Below are 19653 nucleotides of genomic sequence, written 5' to 3' on the forward strand. Positions count from 1 at the left end.
TGTGCAAACGCAAGACATGCAGGACGATGCCGCCACCAAGGCTAAGCGCAAACAGATGTTCATCCGGCTGGGCGTGGGCATTGCCGCTGTCGCGCTGGCCTATGGCGCCTATGATGTGCTGTTCGCGTCAAACCATGTTGAAACCGACAATGCCTATGTCGGCGCCGACGTGGCCCAGATCACTGCGCAAGTGTCTGCCCCGGTGCGCGACGTGCTGGTGTCCGACACGCAAGGCGTGAAAAAGGGCGATGTGCTGGTGCGGCTCGACGATACCGATGCGCGCATCGCTTTGGCCAAGGCCGAGGCCAATCTGGCGCTGACCGAGCGGCGGGTGAAGGGGCTTTCGGCCACCGACCTTGGCCTTGGCGCCCAGATTGCCGCGCGCGCCGCCGATGAGACCCGCGCCGCCGCCAGCCTGACCGCCGCCCGCGCCGATCTGGAAAAGGCGAGCGTGGATATGAAGCGCCGCGAGGCGCTGGCCGCCTCCGGCTCGGTGTCGGGCGAGGAACTGACCGTGGCGCGCAGCGCTCTGGCCACGGCCACCGCCAATCTGCGCGCCGCCGAGGCCGCCGTGGCGCTGGCCGGGGCCAATCGCCAGGCCGCCAATGGCACGCGCGAGGCCAACCGCGTGCTGATCGAGAACACCACGCCCGAAACCAACCCCGAAGTGCTGGCCGCCCGCGCCACGCGCGATCAGGCCAGGGTCGATCTGGAACGCACGATCATCCGCGCGCCCTTTGACGGCGTGGTTGCACGCCGCACGGTGCAGGTGGGCCAGCGCGCCGATCCGGGCAAGAGCCTGCTGTCGGTCGTGCCGGTGAATGCCGCCTATGTTGATGCCAATTACAAGGAAGTCCAGCTTTCCAAAGTGCGCCCCGGCCAGAGCGTGACGCTGACCAGCGACCTTTATGGCTCCTCGGTCAAGTATCACGGCAAGGTCGTGGGCTTTTCGGGGGGCACGGGCGCGGCCTTTGCCGTGGTTCCGGCCCAGAACGCCACGGGCAACTGGATCAAGGTGGTTCAGCGCCTGCCCGTCCGCGTGGCGCTTGATCCGAAAGAACTGGCCGCGCATCCCTTGCGCGTGGGCCTGTCGATGACGGCCGATATTGACGTGTCGAAATGATCAAGGCCACCTCTCCTGACCGGCCCCTGGAGGGGGCGCAATTATGGCTGGTGGTGCTGTTCATTGCGCTGGGCAATTTCCTGGTGGTGCTCGACACCACCATCGCCAATGTCTCGGTGCCCACCATCGCCGGGTCGCTGGGCGTCTCGGCCTCGCAGGGCAGCTGGGTGATCACCTCCTATGCCGTGGCCGAGGCGATCACGGTGCCGCTGACCGGCTGGCTTGCGGGCCGGTTCGGGGCGCAGCGGGTGTTCATCTTCTGCTATCTGGCCTTTGCGGGCCTGTCGGCGCTTTGCGGCATGTCCACCTCGCTGGGCATGCTGGTGGCCTGCCGGGTGGCATTGGGCCTGTGCGGGGGGCCGATCATGCCTCTGGCGCAGACCTTGATGATGCGCCTTTTGCCGCCTGAAAAGCAGGTTCTGGGCACGGTGATCTGGGCGATGACCACGCTGATCGGGCCGATTGTCGGGCCGGTGCTGGGCGGAACCTTGTGCGACAATGTGGGGTGGCCCTCGATCTTTTTCATCGGTGTGCCGGTGGCCACGGTCGGCGGTCTGCTGCTGATGGCGCTGCTGCGCGGTCGGCGCGATGATATCGTCAAGGCGCCCATCGACAAGGTGGGCCTCGGCCTCCTCATCGTCTGGGTTGGCGCGCTCCAGATTCTGCTCGATGAAGGGCGCAACCATGACTGGTTCGCCTCGGTGGAAATTCAGGCGCTGGCGGTGATTGCGGCGATCGGTTTTGCCTGCTTCCTGATCTGGGAACTGACAGAAAAGAACCCGATTGTTGACCTGCGCATTTTCCGCCATCGCGGCTTCACGGCCTCGGCGCTGACCTATTCGGTGGGCTTTGGCGCGTTTTTCGCCACCGTCGTCATCCTGCCTTTGTGGTTGCAGCAGAATCTTGGCTATACGGCCACATGGGCGGGCTATGCCACGGGCGTCATGGGCGTGTTCGCGGTGCTCTCCGCCCCGATTGTCGGCCAGTTGGCCGCCAAATATGACCCGCGCAAGATCATCTTCACCGGCATCATGGGGCTGGCGGGGCTTGCCGCATGGCGCACCAGTTTCAACAGCGACGTCACCTTCTGGCAGGCGGCTCTGCCTACCTTGATGACCGGGCCTTTCATGGTGATGTTCTTCATCCCCACCATCGGTCTGGCCATGGCCAGCGTCGATCCGGGCGAGGAAGCCAATGCGGCGGGCGTGTCCAATTTTATGCGGACCGTGGCGGGGGCCTTTGCCACCTCGCTGGTGCAGACGGGATGGGAAAACGAGGCCACCCGCGCACAGAGCGCGATTGCCGGGGCGATGCCGCAGGGGCAGGCCACCATCGACGGCATGGTCGATGGCGGACAGAGCAATGAAGGCGCCATCGCCTCGCTGACCCAACTGGTTCAGGGGCAGAGCGTGATGGTGGCCACGGTGCATATCTTCGCGATCATCGCGGTCTGTTTTGTGGCCGCCGCCATGATCGTCTGGCTGGTGCCAAAGCCCAAGGGGCCAATCGATACCGCCGCCGCGCATTGACGCATAAAGGCATCGCAGATCGGAAGGGGCCGGAGATTTCCGGCCCCTTTTCCATGTGACCCTGGCTTGACCTTTGCACGCGCGCCCGATACCCACGGCCCCAAGCGACAGGTTCCCCGCGAGGGGATCAAAAGGGAACACGGGTTCAAGACCCGGGCTGCCCCTGCAACTGTGAGCGGATAGCCATCGGCCCGATGCCATTGAGGGGGAAACCCTTTGAGAAGGCGGCCGAACCGGCATTGACCCGCGAGCCAGGAGACCTGCCTGACGCCGTCGTTTTTCGCTCCGACAGGGTGTGCGGCGCGGACGGGGTTTTCCTCGAACAGCGACATTGTGGCTCTGCCGGATGGGCTTTCCGGGCGGGATGCGTTTGCATGTCGCCGGGCGCGCATCGGGCGGGGCGTGAACGTCTGGCCGAGGGATAAAGACATGCCCGAATTATATGCGGATTTCCGGTAATGCTGCGCGCGGTGGATCAGGGGCCATGCGTGGTGGTCTGTTCGACATGCCGGGTTTCGGCCGATGCGCGTGAGGATGAAGAGGGCCGCCGCGGCGGCGCCTTGCTGGCGCAGGCCCTGCATCAGGCCCGGCAGGATGATCCGGCGATGGCGAATATCGCTGTTGAGGAAATGCCCTGCCTCTTCGCGTGTCAGCGCCACTGCGTGGTCCAGATCCGCGCGCCGGGGCGGATCGGCTATGTGCTGGGCGATTTCGCGCCCGATGGCGAGTCGGCCCGCGCGATCCTCGACTATGCCGCGCTGCATGCCGCCAGCGAGCATGGGCAGGTGCCCTATCGCCAATGGCCCGCAGGCGTGAAAGGCCATTTCATAACCCGCACCCCGCCCGAAGGCTTTGTCGTCGCATGATTGCGTTTGCTGGGCCAGCGGACTTTCTCGCCGCGCTTTCGTCTCTGCCGGTGGCGGATGCGGGGGCCATTGCCGCCGCCGCCTCGCGACAGGCGCAATTGACCAAGCCTGCCGGATCGCTGGGCCGTCTGGAGGAGATCGCCCTGTTCATGGCCGGGTGGTCGGCGTGCGAAATTCCCGCGCTCGATCACCTTCAGGGCATTGTCTTTGCGGGCAATCATGGCGTGGCGGCGCGCGGCGTCAGCGCCTATCCGCCCGAGGTGACGGCCCAAATGGTGGGCAATTTTCATCAGGGCGGCGCGGCGATCAATGCTCTGGCGCGGGCCTGCGGGGCGCATCTGACGATTGTGCCGCTTGATCTCCACCGCCCGACGCAGGACATCACGCAGGCCCCGGCAATGAGCGAGGAGGAATGCCTTGCCGCGCTGAACGCCGGGGCAGGCGCGGTCGATCCGAATGCCGACCTGTTGTTCGTGGGCGAGATGGGGATCGGCAACACCACGCCTGCTGCTGCGCTGTGCGCTCATGCCTTTGGCGGGGGCGGTGCCGCATGGGCCGGGCGCGGCACGGGGCTGGATGAACCGGGCGTGGCGCGCAAGGTCGCCGTGGTCGATGCGGCGCTGGCGCTTCACGGGCGTGAGGCCGACGATCCGTTCGAGGCGCTGCGCCGGTTGGGCGGTCGCGAGATTGCCGCGATGGCTGGCGCGATTGTCGCGGCGCGGCTTCTGCGGATTCCCGTGCTGCTCGATGGCTTTATCGCTTGCGCCGCCATTGCGCCGATCGCGGCGACGACGCCCGGCATCACCGCGCATTGTTTGGCCGCCCATTGCTCGGCCGAAGCGGGTCATGCCCGCCTGCTGGCGCGCCTTGGCCTTGATCCGCTGCTGCATCTGGCCATGCGTCTGGGCGAGGGTAGCGGGGCGGCGGTCGCCGCGCCACTGGTGCGCAGCGCCTTGGCGGCCCATGCCGAAATGGCCACCTTTGCGCAGGCCCAAGTGGCCGGACCCCAAGTGGCGGGCCCACAAATGGCTGGGGCGCTGTGAAGGCGCGGATGCTCCACCTGATCCGTCATGGCGCGGTGGAAGGGGCGGGGCGGCTCTATGGGCACAGCGATGCGACGCCTGTGCCCGAAGGCCTGATCGCCTGTCGTGCGCGCGCGCAAGGTTTGGCGGCGGCCCAATTGATCGCCTCGGACCTGTCGCGCGCGCGCATCGCTGGCGAGGGGATCGCGCAGGACCGGGGGCTGGCGCTGACCATCGACCCGCGTTGGCGCGAGCTGGATTTCGGGGCGTGGGAGGGGCAGGATCCCGCCGATCTGGGCGCGGCGATCCACCCCTTCTGGGATGATCCGCAGGCCAATCCTCCCCCCGGCGGCGAAAGCTGGGGGGCCATGCAAGCCCGCGTGGCGCAGGCGCTGGCGGCGATCCATGAGGATGCGCTGGTGATTGCCCATGCCGGGCCGATACGTGCGGCGCTGGGCCTCTTGCTGGGCCTGTCCTATCGCCAGACATGGGCCTTCGACCTGCCCTATGCCGCGCGGATCAGCCTTCGGCTGTGGGCCGATGGGGCGCAGGTAACTGGGCTCGCCGCGTGAAGCATCTGATCCTCGCGCTGCAATTCATGACGCGCCTGCCCTTGCCCGCCATCGAGGCGGATCGGGCGGATTTTGCCAAGGCGATGCGCTGGTTTCCTGCCGCCGGACTGGTGGTGGGCGGATGCGTGGCCGGGGCGGTCTGGGCGTTGGGGCGGGTCGATCTTTGGCTGGGCGCGCTGGGGGGGCTGGCGGCGTGGGTGGGGATGACGGGTGCGCTCCACCTCGACGGGCTGGGCGATATGGCCGATGCGGCCGGGGCCGCGCATAAGGATCCGGCTCGGATAAAGGCTGTCTTGTCCGACCCCCATATCGGCAGCTTTGGCGTGGTGGCCATCGTTCTGCAAATGCTGGCCAAGCTGGTGCTGCTCCATGATGCGGGCGATGCGATTTGGCTGATTCCGGTGGCGGCGCGGGTGGGGCCTTTGGTCTGGACGCTGGTGCTGCCCCCGCTGCATGAAGGCTTGGGCACGCTGTTTCGCGATGGCGTGGGCTGGGGGCATGTGGCGGTTTGGGGCGGCTTGCTGGCGCTCGCCTTGCCCTTTGCGCTGTGGCTGGCGGTGGCGGCTTTGGCCATCGCGCTTTGGGCGCTGTGGATCAGGCGGCGGATCGGCGGCATTTCGGGCGATGGCCATGGCGCAGGAATCGAACTGGTCGAAACCGCGCTGCTGCTTGCCATGGTCTGCGCGCGATGAGCGGGGCGTTTACCCACCACGGCGGCGCGCTGGCGGCGGCGGCGGCGCATTTCGGCGGCGATGATTGGCTCGACCTTTCCACCGGGATCAACCCCGTGCCATGGCCCGGCGCGATTGACGCCGACTGGCAACGCCTGCCCGAACGCGGGGCTTTGGCCGAGCTGGAAGCGGCGGCGGCGGCCCATTTCGGCGTTTCGCCCGCATATTGCTGCGCTGTGCCGGGCAGCGAGATGGCGCTGCGCCTGATCGGTCAATGGGTGGGGGCGGGGGCCTATCGCTGGCCCGCCTATCGCACCCATGCGGCGGCTTTTCCCGATGGCGCGGCGGCGGATGGGTCGGGGGAGCGACGGGCCCTTCTGCTGGCCAATCCGAACAATCCCGATGGGGGGGTCACGCCTATCGCACAATTGCGGCGATGGCACGAGGATCTGGCCGCGCGCGATGGCTGGCTGATCGTGGACGAGGCCTTTGCCGATGCCACGCCAGAGGTTTCGGTGGCGGGGCGCGTAGGCGATTGGTCCCGGCTGATCGTGCTGCGCTCGTTTGGCAAATTCTTTGGCCTTGCGGGCCTGCGCCTTGGCTTCGTGCTGGGGCCAGAGCCGGTGCTCACCATGCTGCGCGCCCTTCTGGGCGATTGGCCGCTGGGTGCGGGGGCCTTGACGGCGGGTGCGGCGGCCTATCGCGATGCGGGGTGGATTGCCGGGGCGCGGCGCGATCTGGCGGCGCGGGCGGGGCGGATGGATGCTCTGCTGGCGGCGCATGGTTTTGCGGCCTTGGGGGATTGCCCGCATTTCCGCCTGATCGCGGACGCGCCTGGCCTGTTTGACCGGCTGGCCCGGCATCGCATCCTGACCCGGCCGTTTGATTACAATCCGCGCTGGCTGCGTCTGGGCATTCCGGAGGCGCAGGCCGATTGGGCGCGTTTGCAAAAGGCTCTGAGTGATGGTTGATCCGGCGGTATTGGTGGCGGTCCTGATCGAATTGGTGGTGGGATGGCCGGGCTGGCTGTATCGCCGGGTGGGCCATCCGGTCGGTCTGTTTGCCCGGATCATCAAGGGCGCCGAGCGTATCGGCAATCGCGGCCCGGCGGCGGTGCGGCGCATGGGCGGCGTGGCCACGGTGGCGCTGCTGCTGATCGTGGCGGGCGGCGGCGGCTGGATGTTGCAGCGCGTGGCGCTGGTTTTGCCGGGCTCCTGGCTGTGGGTGGCGGCGATGACCTGGCCCGCGCTGGCGATGCGCAGTCTGGATGACCATGCGCGCGCCGTCTGGCGGGCGCTGCGCATGTGTGATCTGGGCGCGGCGCGGCGGGCGGTGGCGATGATCGTCGGGCGCGATACCGACGATCTCCAACCCGATGGCGTGGCGCGCGCGGCCATCGAAAGTCTGGCCGAGAGTTTTTGCGATGGGGTGCTGGCTCCGTTATTCTGGCTGCTGGTGGCGGGCCTGCCGGGCGTCTGGGCCTATAAGGCCTTGAATACGGCCGACAGTCTGATCGGTCATCCCGAGCCGGAATTGCGCGATTTCGGCTGGGCGGCGGCCCGGGCCGATGATCTGGCCAATTGGATCCCGGCGCGTTTGGCCGGGGTGGCGATTTGTCTGGTGGGCGGCGGGTGGCGGATCATGTGGCGTGATTGCAGGCGCCACGCCTCGCCCAATGCGGGGTGGAGCGAGGCGGCGATGGCGGGCGCGCTGGGCGTGCGTCTGGCCGGGCCGATCCGCTATGACGGCGTCCTGCGCGAGAAAGCGTGGATCGGGCAGGGGCCGCGTGCGCGCTGGGCGGATCTGGGGCGGGCGTTAACGCTTTACCGGCGGGCCTGCGCTTTGGTGGTGCTTAGCGTGGGGGCTCTATGGCTGCTGTAATGCTGCAAGGCACAGGGTCGGATGTCGGCAAATCGGTGCTGGTGGCCGGGATCTGCCGGGCGCTGAGCAATCGGGGCCTGCGCGTCATGCCCTTCAAGCCGCAGAATATGTCGAACAATGCCGCCGTCACCGTCGATGGCGGCGAAATCGGGCGGGCGCAGGCGCTGCAGGCGCTGGCCGCGCGGGCGGCGCTGCATACCGATATGAACCCGGTTTTGTTGAAACCGCAGGCTGATCGCACCTCGCAACTGGTGGTCCATGGGCGGGTGCGCGGCACGCTGGGGTCGGGCAATTTCCGGGAGGGGCGGCGGGGGCTGTTGCCCGAGGTGCTGGAGAGTTTTGCCCGGTTGCAGGGCCAATGCGACATCGTGGTGGTCGAGGGCGCGGGATCGCCCGCCGAAATCAACCTGCGGGAGGGCGACATTGCCAATATGGGGTTTGCCCGCGCGGCGGGTGTGCCGGTGGTCCTGGTGGGCGATATTGACCGGGGCGGGGTGATCGCCTCGGTGGTGGGGACGCGGGCGGTGATGGCGCCCGAAGATGTTGCGATGATCCATGGCTTTATCATCAACAAGTTTCGTGGCGATCCGGCTTTGTTTGCCGATGGTTATGCCGCCATCGAACAACTTTCGGGCTGGCGCGGGTTTGGGCTGGTGCCATGGCTGGGCGATGTGGTCCGATTGCCCAGCGAGGATGCGGTGGTGCTGGAAAAGGGGCGGCGCATGGGGGGCGACCGGCTGATCGTGGCCTGTCCGATCCTGCCGCGCATTGCCAATTTCGACGATCTTGATCCGCTGAAAATGGAGAGCGGGGTCGAGGTGGTGATGATCCCGCCCGGCACGCCGATCCCGGCCGAGGCGGGGCTGATCGTCCTGCCCGGATCCAAGGCGACGCTGGCCGATCTGGCCGCGATCCGGGCGCAGGAGTGGGATATTGATATTCTGGCCCATCATCGGCGGGGAGGCGCGGTTTTGGGCATTTGCGGCGGCTATCAGATGCTGGGGCGCAGCATTGCCGATCCTTTGGGCGTTGAGGGCGCGCCCGGCGAGGCGGCGGGGCTGGGCCTGCTCGATGTCTCCACGGTGCTGGGCGAAAGCAAGATGTTGCGGCAGGTGCAGGGTCGCGCGCTGGGCGCGGATTTTGCCGGATATGAGATGCATATGGGCCGGACGGGCGGCGCGGCGCGGAGCTTTGCCCGGTTTGACGATGGGCAGGGGGACGGGGCGATCAGCGCGGATGGGCGGGTGATGGGCACCTATTGTCATGGATTGCTGGGCTCGACGGCTTTGCGCGGGGCCTTGCTGGCGCGGTTGGGGGCGGCATCGGACGGCGGCGATTATGCCGCCGGGGTTGATGCGGCGCTCGATGCTGTGGCCGCCGCCTTGGAGGAGCATCTGGACATGGACGGGCTGATCGCCTTGGCGCGGGGGGCGGCGTGAGGTCTTTGCTCATCCTCGGCGGCGCGCGTTCGGGCAAGAGCCGCTATGGACAGGCGCGGATCGAGAGCTTAGCCGGGCCCTTGACCTATATCGCCACGGCGCAGGCGTTTGATGCCGAAATGGCCGACCGGATCGCCCGGCATCAGGCCGACCGGGGGCCACGCTGGCGCACGGTGGAGGCGCCGCTCGATCTGCCGGGCGCGATTGCGGCGGTGCAGGATGGCGCGGTGCTGGTGGATTGCCTGACGCTGTGGGTGTCGAATCTGTTGCTGGCCGATCGGGATGGCGATGCGGCGGGCGAGGCGCTCTGCGCGGCCTTGGTCCGGTGCCGCGTGCCGGTGGCGCTCATCGCCAATGAGGTGGGGCTGGGCATCGTGCCGGACAATGCGCTGGCTCGGCGCTTTCGCGATGCGGCGGGCTGGCTCAATCAAAGGCTTGCCACGGTGGCGGACGAAGTGGTTTTTGTCGCGGCAGGTCTGCCGTTGGTGCTCAAACCTGCGTGAGATTGCCATGCGATGGGCCGGACTTCTGGTTTGGCTTATGTCTTGTAATGGTCATATATCTGTCATATCCCTATCGCCGATCCGGCGATGGCTTCGCGCTGATCCCGGAAATGGCCTAGATTGGAAAAGGGGTTGGTTTGATGAAATTCGGGTCCATCGGGATGATGGCGGCGGCGGGCGCCTTGCTGGCGGCGGCTCCGGCCTCGGCGCAACAGGCGCGCAATGTCATTCTGTTTCTGGGCGATGCGGGCGGGATTCCCACGCTCAATGCCGCAGGCATCATGGCGCATGACCGGCCGCAATCTCTCTATATCCAATCCATGCCCGACATTGCGCTGTCCGACACGTCCTCGCTTAACAATTGGGTGACGGATTCGGCCGCCGGGATGACCGCCATCATCACCGGCCACAAGACCAACAACGGCATGCTCTCGGTTCTGCCCGATGCCAATGGTGCCAATGTGCCGGTCAAGAGCTTCCTTGAATATGCCGAGCAGCGCGGCCTTTCGACCGGCGTGGTCACCAACATGCCGATCTGGGACGCGACGCCTGCGGCCACTTTTGCCCATGTCCCCTCGCGCAAGGACAAGGACCAGATCTTTCGCCAGATGCTGGCGCCCCGGTTTGGCGATGGCGTCGATGTCCTGATCGGCAAGGGGCGCAGCGATGCGGAGGCCTCCTTTGCCAAGGACGGAGTGACCGCCGAGCAGGCCTTTGCCAAGGCGGGCTATCGTTTCGGCGCCGATCCGGCGACAGTGGAGGGCAAGGGCCGTGCGGCGGTGCTGCGCGATGAGGATTACGCCCCGATCCCCGCCGTCGAGGCCACGCTGCGTCAATTGTCGCGCAATCCCAAGGGCTATTTCCTGATGGTCGAATGGGACATGCACACCGACGATCCGCAAAAGGGCCTGCGCCATGCCGCCGAGATGGACGATATGGTCCGCCGCATCAGCGCGATTGCGGGCAAGGACACGCTGATCCTGTTCACCGCCGACCACAGTTTCGGCCTGCGCATGAACAGCGGCAAGCGGGGCGCGCCCATGGCCCAGCAATACGCCGAAGCCGCCGCCAAGCCGGGTTCGACAATCGCCACCAACCCCGTCATCAGCGTGGTGGACACCCATACCGGCGAGGAAGTCCTGGCCGCCGCCAGCGGACCGGGGGCCAATCGGGTGCACGGTTTTCTGCCCAACACGCGCCTGTTTGATGTGATGATGGCCGCGATGGGGTGGAAGAAGGACAAGTGATCGGGTGGCGCATGGGGGCCCCAAAGCCTCCATGCGCCGCGATATTTACGGCGCGAAGATCAACCGGTCGAGCGCGATACCCCCGCTGCGCGCGGTAATGGCGATCCGGTGCGCCCCCGGCGTCAAGGATCCGGGCACCGGCACCCGCAGCAGATTGGCGAGCACCCCCGTCACCCAGCCTGGGCTGCCCACCTGGCGCGGCACGGCGATGGCGATGGGGGCGCCGCCGTCGATGCTGACCTCGACCTTCAATTCGCGATCATCGCCATCGGGGAACATCGGCAGGAGGCCCAGCGTTACCCCGCCCTGGCCCGGCGCCAGCGTGAAATTGGCCGTCCATGGCGCGCCCTGCGCATCGGCGATCATCACGCCATGGCCGCGCCCCATACCTTCCACCTTGCGCCAGCCCTTGGCGGGGATGTCGCCGGCCTCGATCCCCGGAGATGACGGCGTAGGTGTGGCATCGACCCGGGCGAAGAAGCGATCCGGCGCGCTGCGCAGCGAGGGCGCGGGCGTGACCAGCGGGCGCGGGCGATAGATGCGCCATTGCGGGTCCGCGGGTTCGGCGGGCATGATGTTGCGCCATTTGCCGCCCGCGATGGCATTGTTGTAGCGCTCGGTAATGGCCGCGATCTCTTCATCGGCCCATGCCATCGCGCCGCCTGCGGAATAGGCTTCGGCGGGGATGACTTCGATCATTTCGTCATAATATTCCGCCGCGAAATAGCGGATATTGGCTGCGGAGGCTGCGCGGATCGGGAATTCGACCAGTTCGAACCACGCGTCCTGCCTGTCGGCCGGGACTTGCGCCGCCAAGGCCTTGGCCTGCGCGGCCAGAGCGCGCCAGCGGCGCAGGCGGTCATGCGCCTCGGCCACGGTAAAGTCCGAAAGGTGGCGGTCCTCGCCCTTGGCGGGCCATTCGAGATGTTCGGGACGGCGGGCGAAATTGAGGCGGAAATATTCATCCATCATCGCGCTCGCCTGCGCACCTAATTCCGGCCCGAAAGCCTCGCCAAGCCAGCTTTTCAGATAGTCCCGCTGGCTCTCGTCCCGGTGCTTTTCAATGTTCCACGCCATGTCGAGGAAATGGGTCGTGCCGATCTCGGCGGGCTTGATGTCGCCCACATTGACGATCCAGATGTTGCGCGCGCCCTTGTCATAGGCGCGCGTCATTTCCTCGCGCACCAGCGCGGGCGGGGTGGTGGACAGCCAGAGATAGGAGAGCGGATAGCCAAGATAGGACAGATGGTAATAGACGCCCGCCCCGCCCGAACGATGGGCCTCGGCCTCGCTGGGGAATTGGCGGATATAGCCGAAATTGTCGTCGGGCCAGACGATGGACACATTCTCCGGCACCTTCAGACCCGAGCGGTAGATGTCGAGCACCTCCTTGTAAGGCACGAAAATCTGCCCTGCCTTTTCCGCCCCGCCCGCCACATGCTTGTCGAGCAAGGCGCGCTGGTCCTTGATGATGCGGTCGAGCAGGGCGACCTTTTCCGCCATCGTGCTGGTGCCGACCATGCCGGTGTCGTGCAGGCCGCGCATGCCGATGGTCCAGAGGTTCTCATAGGCCCCGTTTTTCTGCACCCGCTCCTCCCAATAGAGGCGGATCTTTTCGGGATTGGCGGCATAGTTGAAGGCCTCGGGCGCATCCTTCCATTCGCCCACATTGTTGCGCAGCATCACCTCGGAATGGGACGAGCCAATGATGATGCCGTAATCATCGGCGAGTTTCGCATTGGCGGGATCGGCATTGAAGGCCGCCGTGGTCTTGTGCATCGCGGGCCAGAGCGTGTTGGCTTTCAGCCGCAGCATCAGTTCAAAGATGCGGGCATAGGTCTTGGGGCCGATGTTCTTGTATTCCGGGTCAAAGGTCTGCGCGGCCCAGGGGAACAGGCCCCAATCCTCGTCATTCACGAAGATGCCGCGATAGCGCACCGAGGGCGGGCCGAAATGGTGCAGGCCGGGCGCGGCATAGAGCGCATCGTGATGGCGCGGGGCCAGATCGGCCCACCAGTTCCACGGATTGACGCCCATCGCGCGCGAGACTTCATAGGCGCCAAAGGCCGTGCCGCGCCGGTCGCTGCCCACCACCACCAGCGCGCGGGGCAGGCCGGGCAGGGGGTTTTTGACCGAGAGGATTAGGAAACTCTCCCATTTGCCCTTCAGCGCCGCCGGGTTGATCGCATGCTTTTTGACCAAAGCGTCGATGATCGGGCTTTGCCCCAGCGTGCCGATGATGATGGCGGCGGGGGCTTTGGCAGGCTGGTTCAGCACCTGCGGCGTCTGGCCCGTCACCTGCGCCATGTCGCGCGCCAGATCCTGCGCGGCGTGGCGGACAGCCATCGGCTCGCCCGGCGCGACGATGATGGGGGCGATGAGGCCCTGTTTCGCCAGCGCGAAAGCGCCCTTGGCCGAGGCAAAGCGGATGATCCCGTCATCCCCGGCACAGGCATGGCTGGAAAGGCTGGTCGCGCACAGGGCGGCGGCCAGCAGGGCAGTCTTGGCAAATTTCATGATACTCTCCCGGCCTTATGCTTTCAGGATCAAGCCTTTACGGTCCATCCACCAGCCCACGGCCCAACACACCATCGTATAGGCCAGCGCGCAGAGCAGCGAGCCCAAGGCCCCCGGCGCCACGGCCTGAAACAGGCGAATGCCGACCCAGTCGTAAACCCCATCCTCGCCCAGCGGGATCATGTTGAGCACGGTCACGAACATTTCGGAAAACAGGTAGATCGCCAGCGGATTGCGCCCCAGAATGGTGAAGAAGCGGACGCCCCCCTGCTTGCCCCGCAATTCGATGATCCAGATCGTCCAGCCCAGCAGCAGCAGGTCAAGCCCGGTGGTCAGCAGGACAAAAGGGCTGGTCCACAGCTTCTTGGCGATGGGGAACCAGGGCTCCCACGCATGGGCCGCCGCGATGCAGCCAAGACCCGCCATCAGCATCACGCGCAAAGCATCGCGCAGATCCGCCCCGCGCTGGATCAGCAATCCGGCCAGATAACCGGCCAGCACATTGACCACAGCAGGCAGCGTGCCAAGGAAGCCTTCAGGATCAAACCCGCCATCCTTTTTATACAGATGCCCCGGCGAGAGCAGCCACATGTCAAACCGGGTCCCCGCATTGCCCATCTTGCCATAGACATCGCCCGGAACGCCGAAATGCAGCAGGATCGCCCAATAGCCCAGCAAAAGCGCCGCGCAGGCCCCCAGCACCACCCGCCAGTCCGCCCAGCGCACGATCACGCCCGCCAGCACATAGCACAAGGCCAGCCTTTGCAGCACGCCCGGCACGCGGGTCTGGGCAAAGGGGATCAGATCCCAGCCAGCATCGGTGTGGCGCACAAAGGGAAACCAGTACATCAGGAAGCCCAGCGCAAAAATGGTCGCGCCCCGCCGCAGCAATCGCGCCAGATAGGGCCCGGCGGGCAGTGGCCTGCGCATGGCAAAGCTCATTGCATTGCCCATCGCGAACAGGAAGGTGGGAAAGATCAGGTCGGCCAGCGTGAAGCCGATCCATTTGGCATGGATCAGCTGCTCATAGGCCCGTGCGCCCGGCCCCGCCGTGTTGACGAGGATCATCAGAAAGATCGTGCCCCCGCGAAACACATCGAGCGAGATGAAGCGCTGGGGCTTAACGGGTTCACTCACGGCAATTCTTTCAGCATTTGCGCGGCGGCGCGGACGGGATCGGTGGGCGCGGCATGGGCGTAATCCTTGCCATTGGCCACCCATTGCTCTTCCCATGCGCGGATGCGGGCGATGGCGGTGGCTTCATCCAGCGGCTTATGCGCCAAAGCGGCGGCGCGCGCATCCTCCAGCATCATTTGCCAGCGCGGCAGATAATAGTCGGCATAAAGCCCCGACCATGCGCGCGAGGCATAATCGGACAGATGTCCCGTCCCGCCCCAGATGGTGACGATGGCCTTGGCCTGCGTCGCATAATCGGCTTTTTCGGCGGGGGTGTCGCCATAGGCGCGGGCGTCCTTCACCCATGAGGCCAGCGTTTCCTGCTGATTGGCGGCCAGCGTGTCGATCTTGCGGGCCAGATCAGAGATTTGCGCGCGCGCTTGGTCGCCGCCTGCCACATCGCCCGCCTTATAGGCGGAGAGCGCGGTTTTCAGCCGGTCGTCCAGTCTCATGCTGGCATAATGGCGCGTGAGATCGACGATGTCCTTGGCAAACAGGGCCGAAGGATGCGCGGGCGCGGCGGCCAGCATCGCCTCAATCCCCCGGCGCAGCGCGACAGGATCGCCGGGAGCGGCGGGATAATCCGCGCCGCTCAGGCTGGGGCGTTTGAAGAAGAGATAGGCGCCCGCCATCTGGTTCCACCAGCGCGGGGTCCAGTAGCGGGTCTGATAGGCGCCCGAAATCGCCCCCTGCCATGCCAAAACCAGCGCGGGCGAGGTGCTGCCATAGCGCGCGGCGGTATAGGTTTTGAGCCATTCCCCCAGATCACGCTTTGGCCCCCATGCCAGATCATAGGCATAGGCATAGACGATGCTGTTTGAATGCAGCCCTTCGGGAAACAGGCCAAAGCCCGCCATATGCCCCTTGCCCGGATGGTTCAGCGCCGCTGCGATATCGGTTTTGTAAAAGCCAAGGTCGCCATAGGCCGGGTTGCTGCCGCCATAATTATGGACATAGCCGTAAACCCATTGCTTGCCGTAAAAGGCCTGCGTCTGCTGCCAGATGCCGGGATAGCGGTCATTGCCGATGTCGAGCACCAGCATTTTCTCATCCTGCACCTTGGACAGGAAAGCGCGCACCGCATCGGGCGTCCAGAACGCCTTGTCCGCGCCGAACAGCCAGCCCTGCATCACCCAAGTCGCCTTGGGCGCGGCCGCCGTGATCGAATGATAGAGCTTCTCGCCATAGGCGGCCAGACGCGCATCGCGCACGGCAGGCGGCAGGGCGGCGACCTTTTCGGCCTGCGTGTTGGCGGCGGCGGTGTTGGCGATGGCATCGCCATATTGGGCATTGGCCGCATCCGATCCGTCCTCGGCAATCGGGGGGACCATTTCGTTGAACGCATCGGCAAGGTAATAATCGCCCGCGCCATAGGTGGCGTTGTAAATCTCGATGAAACGCTTGGCCAGACGCGCGAACATGGGATCGGACGGGTCGAGCCAATAGGTCGGCGGGAAGCCTTCCCAACTGCGCATCCTGTAAATCTTCGCCTTGGGATGGGCCTTGGCAAAGGCTTCGGGCACATAGCCGGCAAAGGCGGGCAGCACCGGCTTCATGCCAAGGCTGCGCATGCGCTTGAGAATTTGCACCTGAAGCTGATGCTTCTTTTCGATCCAGCCCGGCGAGAGCGGGGCGCGATAGCCCGCGATATTGCCCATCCGCTGCCACGGCAAAAAGGGCGCGGCGGAAAGGCTTTGCCCGATGGCGGCCTCATCCATGCCTTCCTCGCGCCAAAGCGCGCGCCAGACATATTCCTGCCCCTCCATGGCCAGCGGCGTATCGACGCCATGCGCTGCCATCCAGTCGATCTCGCTGCTCCACCGGGCCCAGTTCCACCACGGCGTGGTATAGCCATAGGTGCAGGTGTTGAGATAGGCGCGCAGGTCGAAGGGGGAGGAAACCTCGCCGCTATCGAAATTGTCGCCGCGCGAAAGGGGGGCGGCACGGCGGCCCTCCCAGCTTAAATGCAGCTTGCCCTTGGCCTCCATGGCCTGCGCCACGCCATGCACCAGCGCGACGGCAGAGGAGCCGGTGGCCGCAATCGCGCCATGGCGTATGCGCACACGATAGGTGGGATGGGCGGCGGGGCGGATGGAAAGATCAACCCGCGGCGCGCGAACCCCCATGCGCGCGATCGCGGCCCGCGCCGCGGCCACATCGGGCGTATCGGCCGCCTGGGCCGCGCCGCTTAACGCCAGCGCCATGGCAAGGCTGGAAATACGCAAGGGTTGCAGGATCGACATACGGGGGTTTTCTTCCGTGCAGGCGGGCAGGACAAGCGGGCAAACACAAAAAATCCGGCCACAAAAAATCCGGCGAAGGGAAGGGCGACGGATCGCCCTCCCCCCGCCGGACAGTCAGGGTAGGATCTTAGAACTTGTAGGAAGCCGAGGCATAGAAGCTGCGGCCGTAGAAGCTGCTTTCCTGCCACACCGAGGTGCCGGTGTAGTTGGCCTTTTCGCGGCTGTTGTTCAGGTTGATGACGCCTGCGGTAAAGCTGAGATGCGCATCGGGCGTGTATCCGGCGCTCAGGTCAACCTGGGTGCGGGCCAGAACGGTGTGGCCTTCGCGGGCAAAGAAGCTGTCCGCACTGTTCTGGTCATAGGCGCTGCGATAGTTGAGCGAGGCGCGGAAGGAGAAGTAACGGTTTTCCCAATAGGGCGTCACGTTCCACGTCACCTTCGACAGGTTGCGCACCGTATAGCCCGTGCCCACCGCCAGCTTTTGCGGGATCACGCGGGTATAGTTGGCGATCAGGCCAAAGCCCTTGACCGGCAGCATCTTGTCGAACGAGTGATTCAGGCTGATTTCATAGCCCTTGATCTTGATCGTGCTGGGGTCGTTGAGCGACTGGGTGATGTCATAGGCATTGCCCGCGCTGTCCGCGCAATCGCCCGCCGCGTTCTTGGCCAGCGCCGTGCCGTTGAACGAGGAGGGGCAGATCAGCGAGGTGTAGGTGCCGTTCTTGATCCACTTGTAGAAGCCGTTGATGGCAATCGCGCTGCTGCGCTCATAATACCATTCCACGCCCAGATCGACCTGATTGGCGGTCAGCGCCTTCAGGCCCGCCTGACCCAGATCGATCGAATAGGTGCGCTGGCCACCGCTGACCGAGGAGGACGAAGTCTGCGCCATCGAGGTGTTGCTGTCCATAATCGGACGCACCAGCACCTTGGCGGCGGCAAAACGCACCTGAACCGCCTTGGCCGGTTCCAGAACGAGATTCAGGCTGGGCAGCAGGTTGCCGTACTTCTGGTTCAGACGGTAATCGCCGATCTTGGCCTGAACTTCGCTGTAGCCATCGCTGCGCGGGCCGGTCACATTGCCCTGCACCTTTTGCGTGGTGTATTCATAGCGCAGGCCGATATTGCCGCGCAGCGGCATCCCGGCGATTTCGGTGTCAATCGTCGCCTGGCCATAGACCGAAGGCATATAGCGGTCGACGTGATACGAGGCTTCGGGCGCGTAGATTTCCGGCACCGTGATGCCCGCGGCGGCCAGCGCCTTGTCATAGGCGGCCAGATCCGGCGCAACCCACGCATTGGGAATGCCCGAGGCATTGTTCAGGAAGCCGCTGACCGGATAATTCGAGGTGGCCATCGCCGGAAAGATGCTGCTCGAGGGAGCAGGCTGGGCCGCACCCAGCGCGATCAGGTCGTGGCGCGAGACAAAGCGGTTGAACGTCTCGTGGCGGAACTTGACGCCGGCGGCCAGCTTGCTGAACGGGCCGAAGTGGACTTCCTTGTAGAGATCAGCCTGACCCGACCATTCGGTGGTGCGCATGTTGCGCGTGGCGCCGTTGGGATATTCGTTGCGCGTCAGCGTGGCGGGCGCATAGGTCGAGGCCGAATTCAGCGCCGAGGAGGTGTTGAACTTGATCGCCTCGGGGTTGGAAATATCCAGCGTGGCGCTGGCGATATTGATGCCCAGAATGGCTGCCGCTTCGCGCTGATACGAGGTGCCCTTGGAATAATTGGCAATCGCGCGACCGCTCCAGCCATTGTCGCCCGTCCACTTGGACGAGAGCGTGTAAAGCTGGGTCGTCAGGTTGCGGTCTTCGTGCTGACGGTTGTTTTCCATGGTGAAATTGGTCGCCGTCACATTGGAGGCCGCACCATTGGCATAGGAATTGACGGTGATGACCGAGCCTTTGGTCGGGTCGTCCGCAAAGAGGAAGACCTGCTGGTTCACGTCATAGGTGGTCTTGTCCTTGGCATAGATCGCGTTGAAGCCCACCTCGATGCGATCCGACGGGCGCCACTGCAGACCGCCGCTGGCCATCAGGCGCTCGGTTTCGCGGTCGATACGGCGATAGCGCGGGCGGCGCGGGGTCAGGATGTTGGTGTCCGTCCCGATATTCTTGCGTGTCCAGCGGTCCATCCACATATAGTCGGCGCGGTCATTCAGCTTCTGATAGCCAAGGTTGACATAGACGCCCAGCGTGCCGTCAAGGAACTGGTCAATATAGCTGACGCCGACCTTGGGCGTGATCTTGCCGCCGGCATATTGCGAATTCTGCGCCTTGGCCGAAACGACCAGCTGGCGCTTGTGATAATCGAGCGGCTTGGTGGTTTCGATGTTGACCGTGCCCGAAAGGCCGCCCGCGTCCATGTCGGCGGTGGGCGACTTGATGACCTGAATGGCGCTGGCCAGTTCGGTCTGGATGATGTCAAAGCGGAAACCGTCGGTGAAATCGGCGCTCTTGATGGTCTGACCGTTGATCGTGGTCATCGCATATTGGGGGCCAAGGCCGCGAATGCTGATCGTGGCGCCGCGCCCGTTGATGTTCGACATCTGGACGCCGGAAATGCGCTGGATCGATTCGGTGATGTTTTCGGCCGGGAACTTGCCGATGTCTTCCGACGAAATGCCGTCCGAAACGCGCGTGTCCTTGCGCTTGGCGTCAAGCGCCGACTTGAGGCTGGCGCGGAAGCCGGTGACGACGATGCCGTCGGAGGCGTCAGCGGCCGGGGCCGCAGGCGCGGTCTGGGCATGGGCCGCGCCCGCCACGATCAGCGCCGAGGCGCCGCAGGTGGTAAGCATCGTCATCTTGGCAACACGTGAAAGCGGCGAAACAAGCGAAGCACGCAAGATCGTCATAAAACCC

15 protein-coding genes and 1 riboswitch are annotated in these 19653 nt (G+C 65.3%); of the genes, 11 read left to right on the forward strand and 4 right to left on the reverse strand.

What is annotated here, in order from left to right:
* Window positions 1–16 precede the first annotated feature (16 nt).
* The 11 genes from PQ467_RS17280 to PQ467_RS17330 all read left to right on the forward strand — a co-directional run bounded on the left by PQ467_RS17280 (window position 17) and on the right by PQ467_RS17330 (window position 10853).
* Window positions 17–1123: an HlyD family secretion protein gene (locus PQ467_RS17280; RefSeq protein WP_274177291.1), complete on the forward strand. Its 1107-nt coding sequence runs from the start codon at window positions 17–19 to the stop codon at window positions 1121–1123.
* Window positions 1120–2652, forward strand: coding sequence for a DHA2 family efflux MFS transporter permease subunit (locus tag PQ467_RS17285; RefSeq protein WP_274176775.1), 1533 nt, complete (start codon window positions 1120–1122; stop codon window positions 2650–2652). Before PQ467_RS17280 ends, PQ467_RS17285 begins: the two co-directional genes overlap by 4 nt.
* Before the next feature lie 92 nt (window positions 2653–2744).
* Window positions 2745–2934, forward strand: a riboswitch (cobalamin riboswitch).
* Between the two features lie 176 nt (window positions 2935–3110).
* Window positions 3111–3518, forward strand: coding sequence for a DUF1636 domain-containing protein (locus PQ467_RS17290; protein WP_274176776.1), 408 nt, complete (start codon window positions 3111–3113; stop codon window positions 3516–3518).
* Window positions 3515–4561 carry a nicotinate-nucleotide--dimethylbenzimidazole phosphoribosyltransferase gene (gene cobT, locus PQ467_RS17295; RefSeq protein WP_274176777.1) on the forward strand — a complete coding sequence of 349 codons (1047 nt, stop codon included), beginning with the start codon at window positions 3515–3517 and terminating at the stop codon, window positions 4559–4561. Before PQ467_RS17290 ends, cobT begins: the two co-directional genes overlap by 4 nt.
* Before the next feature lie 8 nt (window positions 4562–4569).
* Window positions 4570–5112, forward strand: coding sequence for a histidine phosphatase family protein (locus PQ467_RS17300; protein WP_337995124.1), 543 nt, complete (start codon window positions 4570–4572; stop codon window positions 5110–5112).
* Window positions 5109–5804 (forward strand): adenosylcobinamide-GDP ribazoletransferase, encoded by a 696-nt coding sequence (locus PQ467_RS17305; protein ID WP_274176779.1) that lies wholly within the window; start codon window positions 5109–5111, stop codon window positions 5802–5804. The genes PQ467_RS17300 and PQ467_RS17305 overlap by 4 nt, the downstream gene beginning before the upstream one ends.
* Entirely contained in the window at window positions 5801–6754 is a 954-nt protein-coding gene (locus PQ467_RS17310; protein WP_274176780.1) for an aminotransferase class I/II-fold pyridoxal phosphate-dependent enzyme, read from the forward strand. The genes PQ467_RS17305 and PQ467_RS17310 overlap by 4 nt, the downstream gene beginning before the upstream one ends.
* Entirely contained in the window at window positions 6747–7664 is a 918-nt protein-coding gene (cbiB, locus tag PQ467_RS17315) for an adenosylcobinamide-phosphate synthase CbiB (RefSeq protein ID WP_274176781.1), read from the forward strand. Before PQ467_RS17310 ends, cbiB begins: the two co-directional genes overlap by 8 nt.
* Window positions 7652–9103, forward strand: a complete 1452-nt coding sequence (locus tag PQ467_RS17320; protein ID WP_274176782.1) for a cobyric acid synthase — start codon at window positions 7652–7654, stop codon at window positions 9101–9103. The genes cbiB and PQ467_RS17320 overlap by 13 nt, the downstream gene beginning before the upstream one ends.
* Window positions 9100–9606 (forward strand): bifunctional adenosylcobinamide kinase/adenosylcobinamide-phosphate guanylyltransferase, encoded by a 507-nt coding sequence (cobU, locus tag PQ467_RS17325; protein ID WP_274176783.1) that lies wholly within the window; start codon window positions 9100–9102, stop codon window positions 9604–9606. Before PQ467_RS17320 ends, cobU begins: the two co-directional genes overlap by 4 nt.
* A gap of 140 nt (window positions 9607–9746) precedes the next feature.
* Window positions 9747–10853, forward strand: a complete 1107-nt coding sequence (locus tag PQ467_RS17330) for an alkaline phosphatase (protein ID WP_274176784.1) — start codon at window positions 9747–9749, stop codon at window positions 10851–10853.
* Between the two features lie 45 nt (window positions 10854–10898).
* On the opposite strand, the gene PQ467_RS17335 is transcribed toward PQ467_RS17330, so the two are convergent.
* The 4 genes from PQ467_RS17335 to PQ467_RS17350 form a co-directional block, all read right to left on the reverse strand.
* Entirely contained in the window at window positions 10899–13370 is a 2472-nt protein-coding gene (locus PQ467_RS17335; protein WP_274176785.1) for a glycosyl hydrolase 115 family protein, read from the reverse strand.
* A gap of 15 nt (window positions 13371–13385) precedes the next feature.
* Window positions 13386–14507 carry an acyltransferase family protein gene (locus PQ467_RS17340; protein WP_274176786.1) on the reverse strand — a complete coding sequence of 374 codons (1122 nt, stop codon included), beginning with the start codon at window positions 14505–14507 and terminating at the stop codon, window positions 13386–13388.
* Complete coding sequence (locus PQ467_RS17345) at window positions 14504–16789, reverse strand: alpha-N-acetylglucosaminidase (RefSeq protein ID WP_274176787.1); 2286 nt, start codon at window positions 16787–16789, stop codon at window positions 14504–14506. Before PQ467_RS17345 ends, PQ467_RS17340 begins: the two co-directional genes overlap by 4 nt.
* Window positions 16790–16916: 127 nt before the next feature.
* A complete protein-coding gene (locus PQ467_RS17350; RefSeq protein ID WP_274176788.1) occupies window positions 16917–19646 on the reverse strand; it encodes a TonB-dependent receptor in 2730 nt (909 codons plus the stop codon).
* Window positions 19647–19653 lie beyond the last annotated feature (7 nt).

Origin of the sequence: Novosphingobium sp. KACC 22771, from assembly GCF_028736195.1 — a bacterium.
Taxonomy (GTDB): Bacteria; Pseudomonadota; Alphaproteobacteria; order Sphingomonadales; family Sphingomonadaceae; genus Novosphingobium.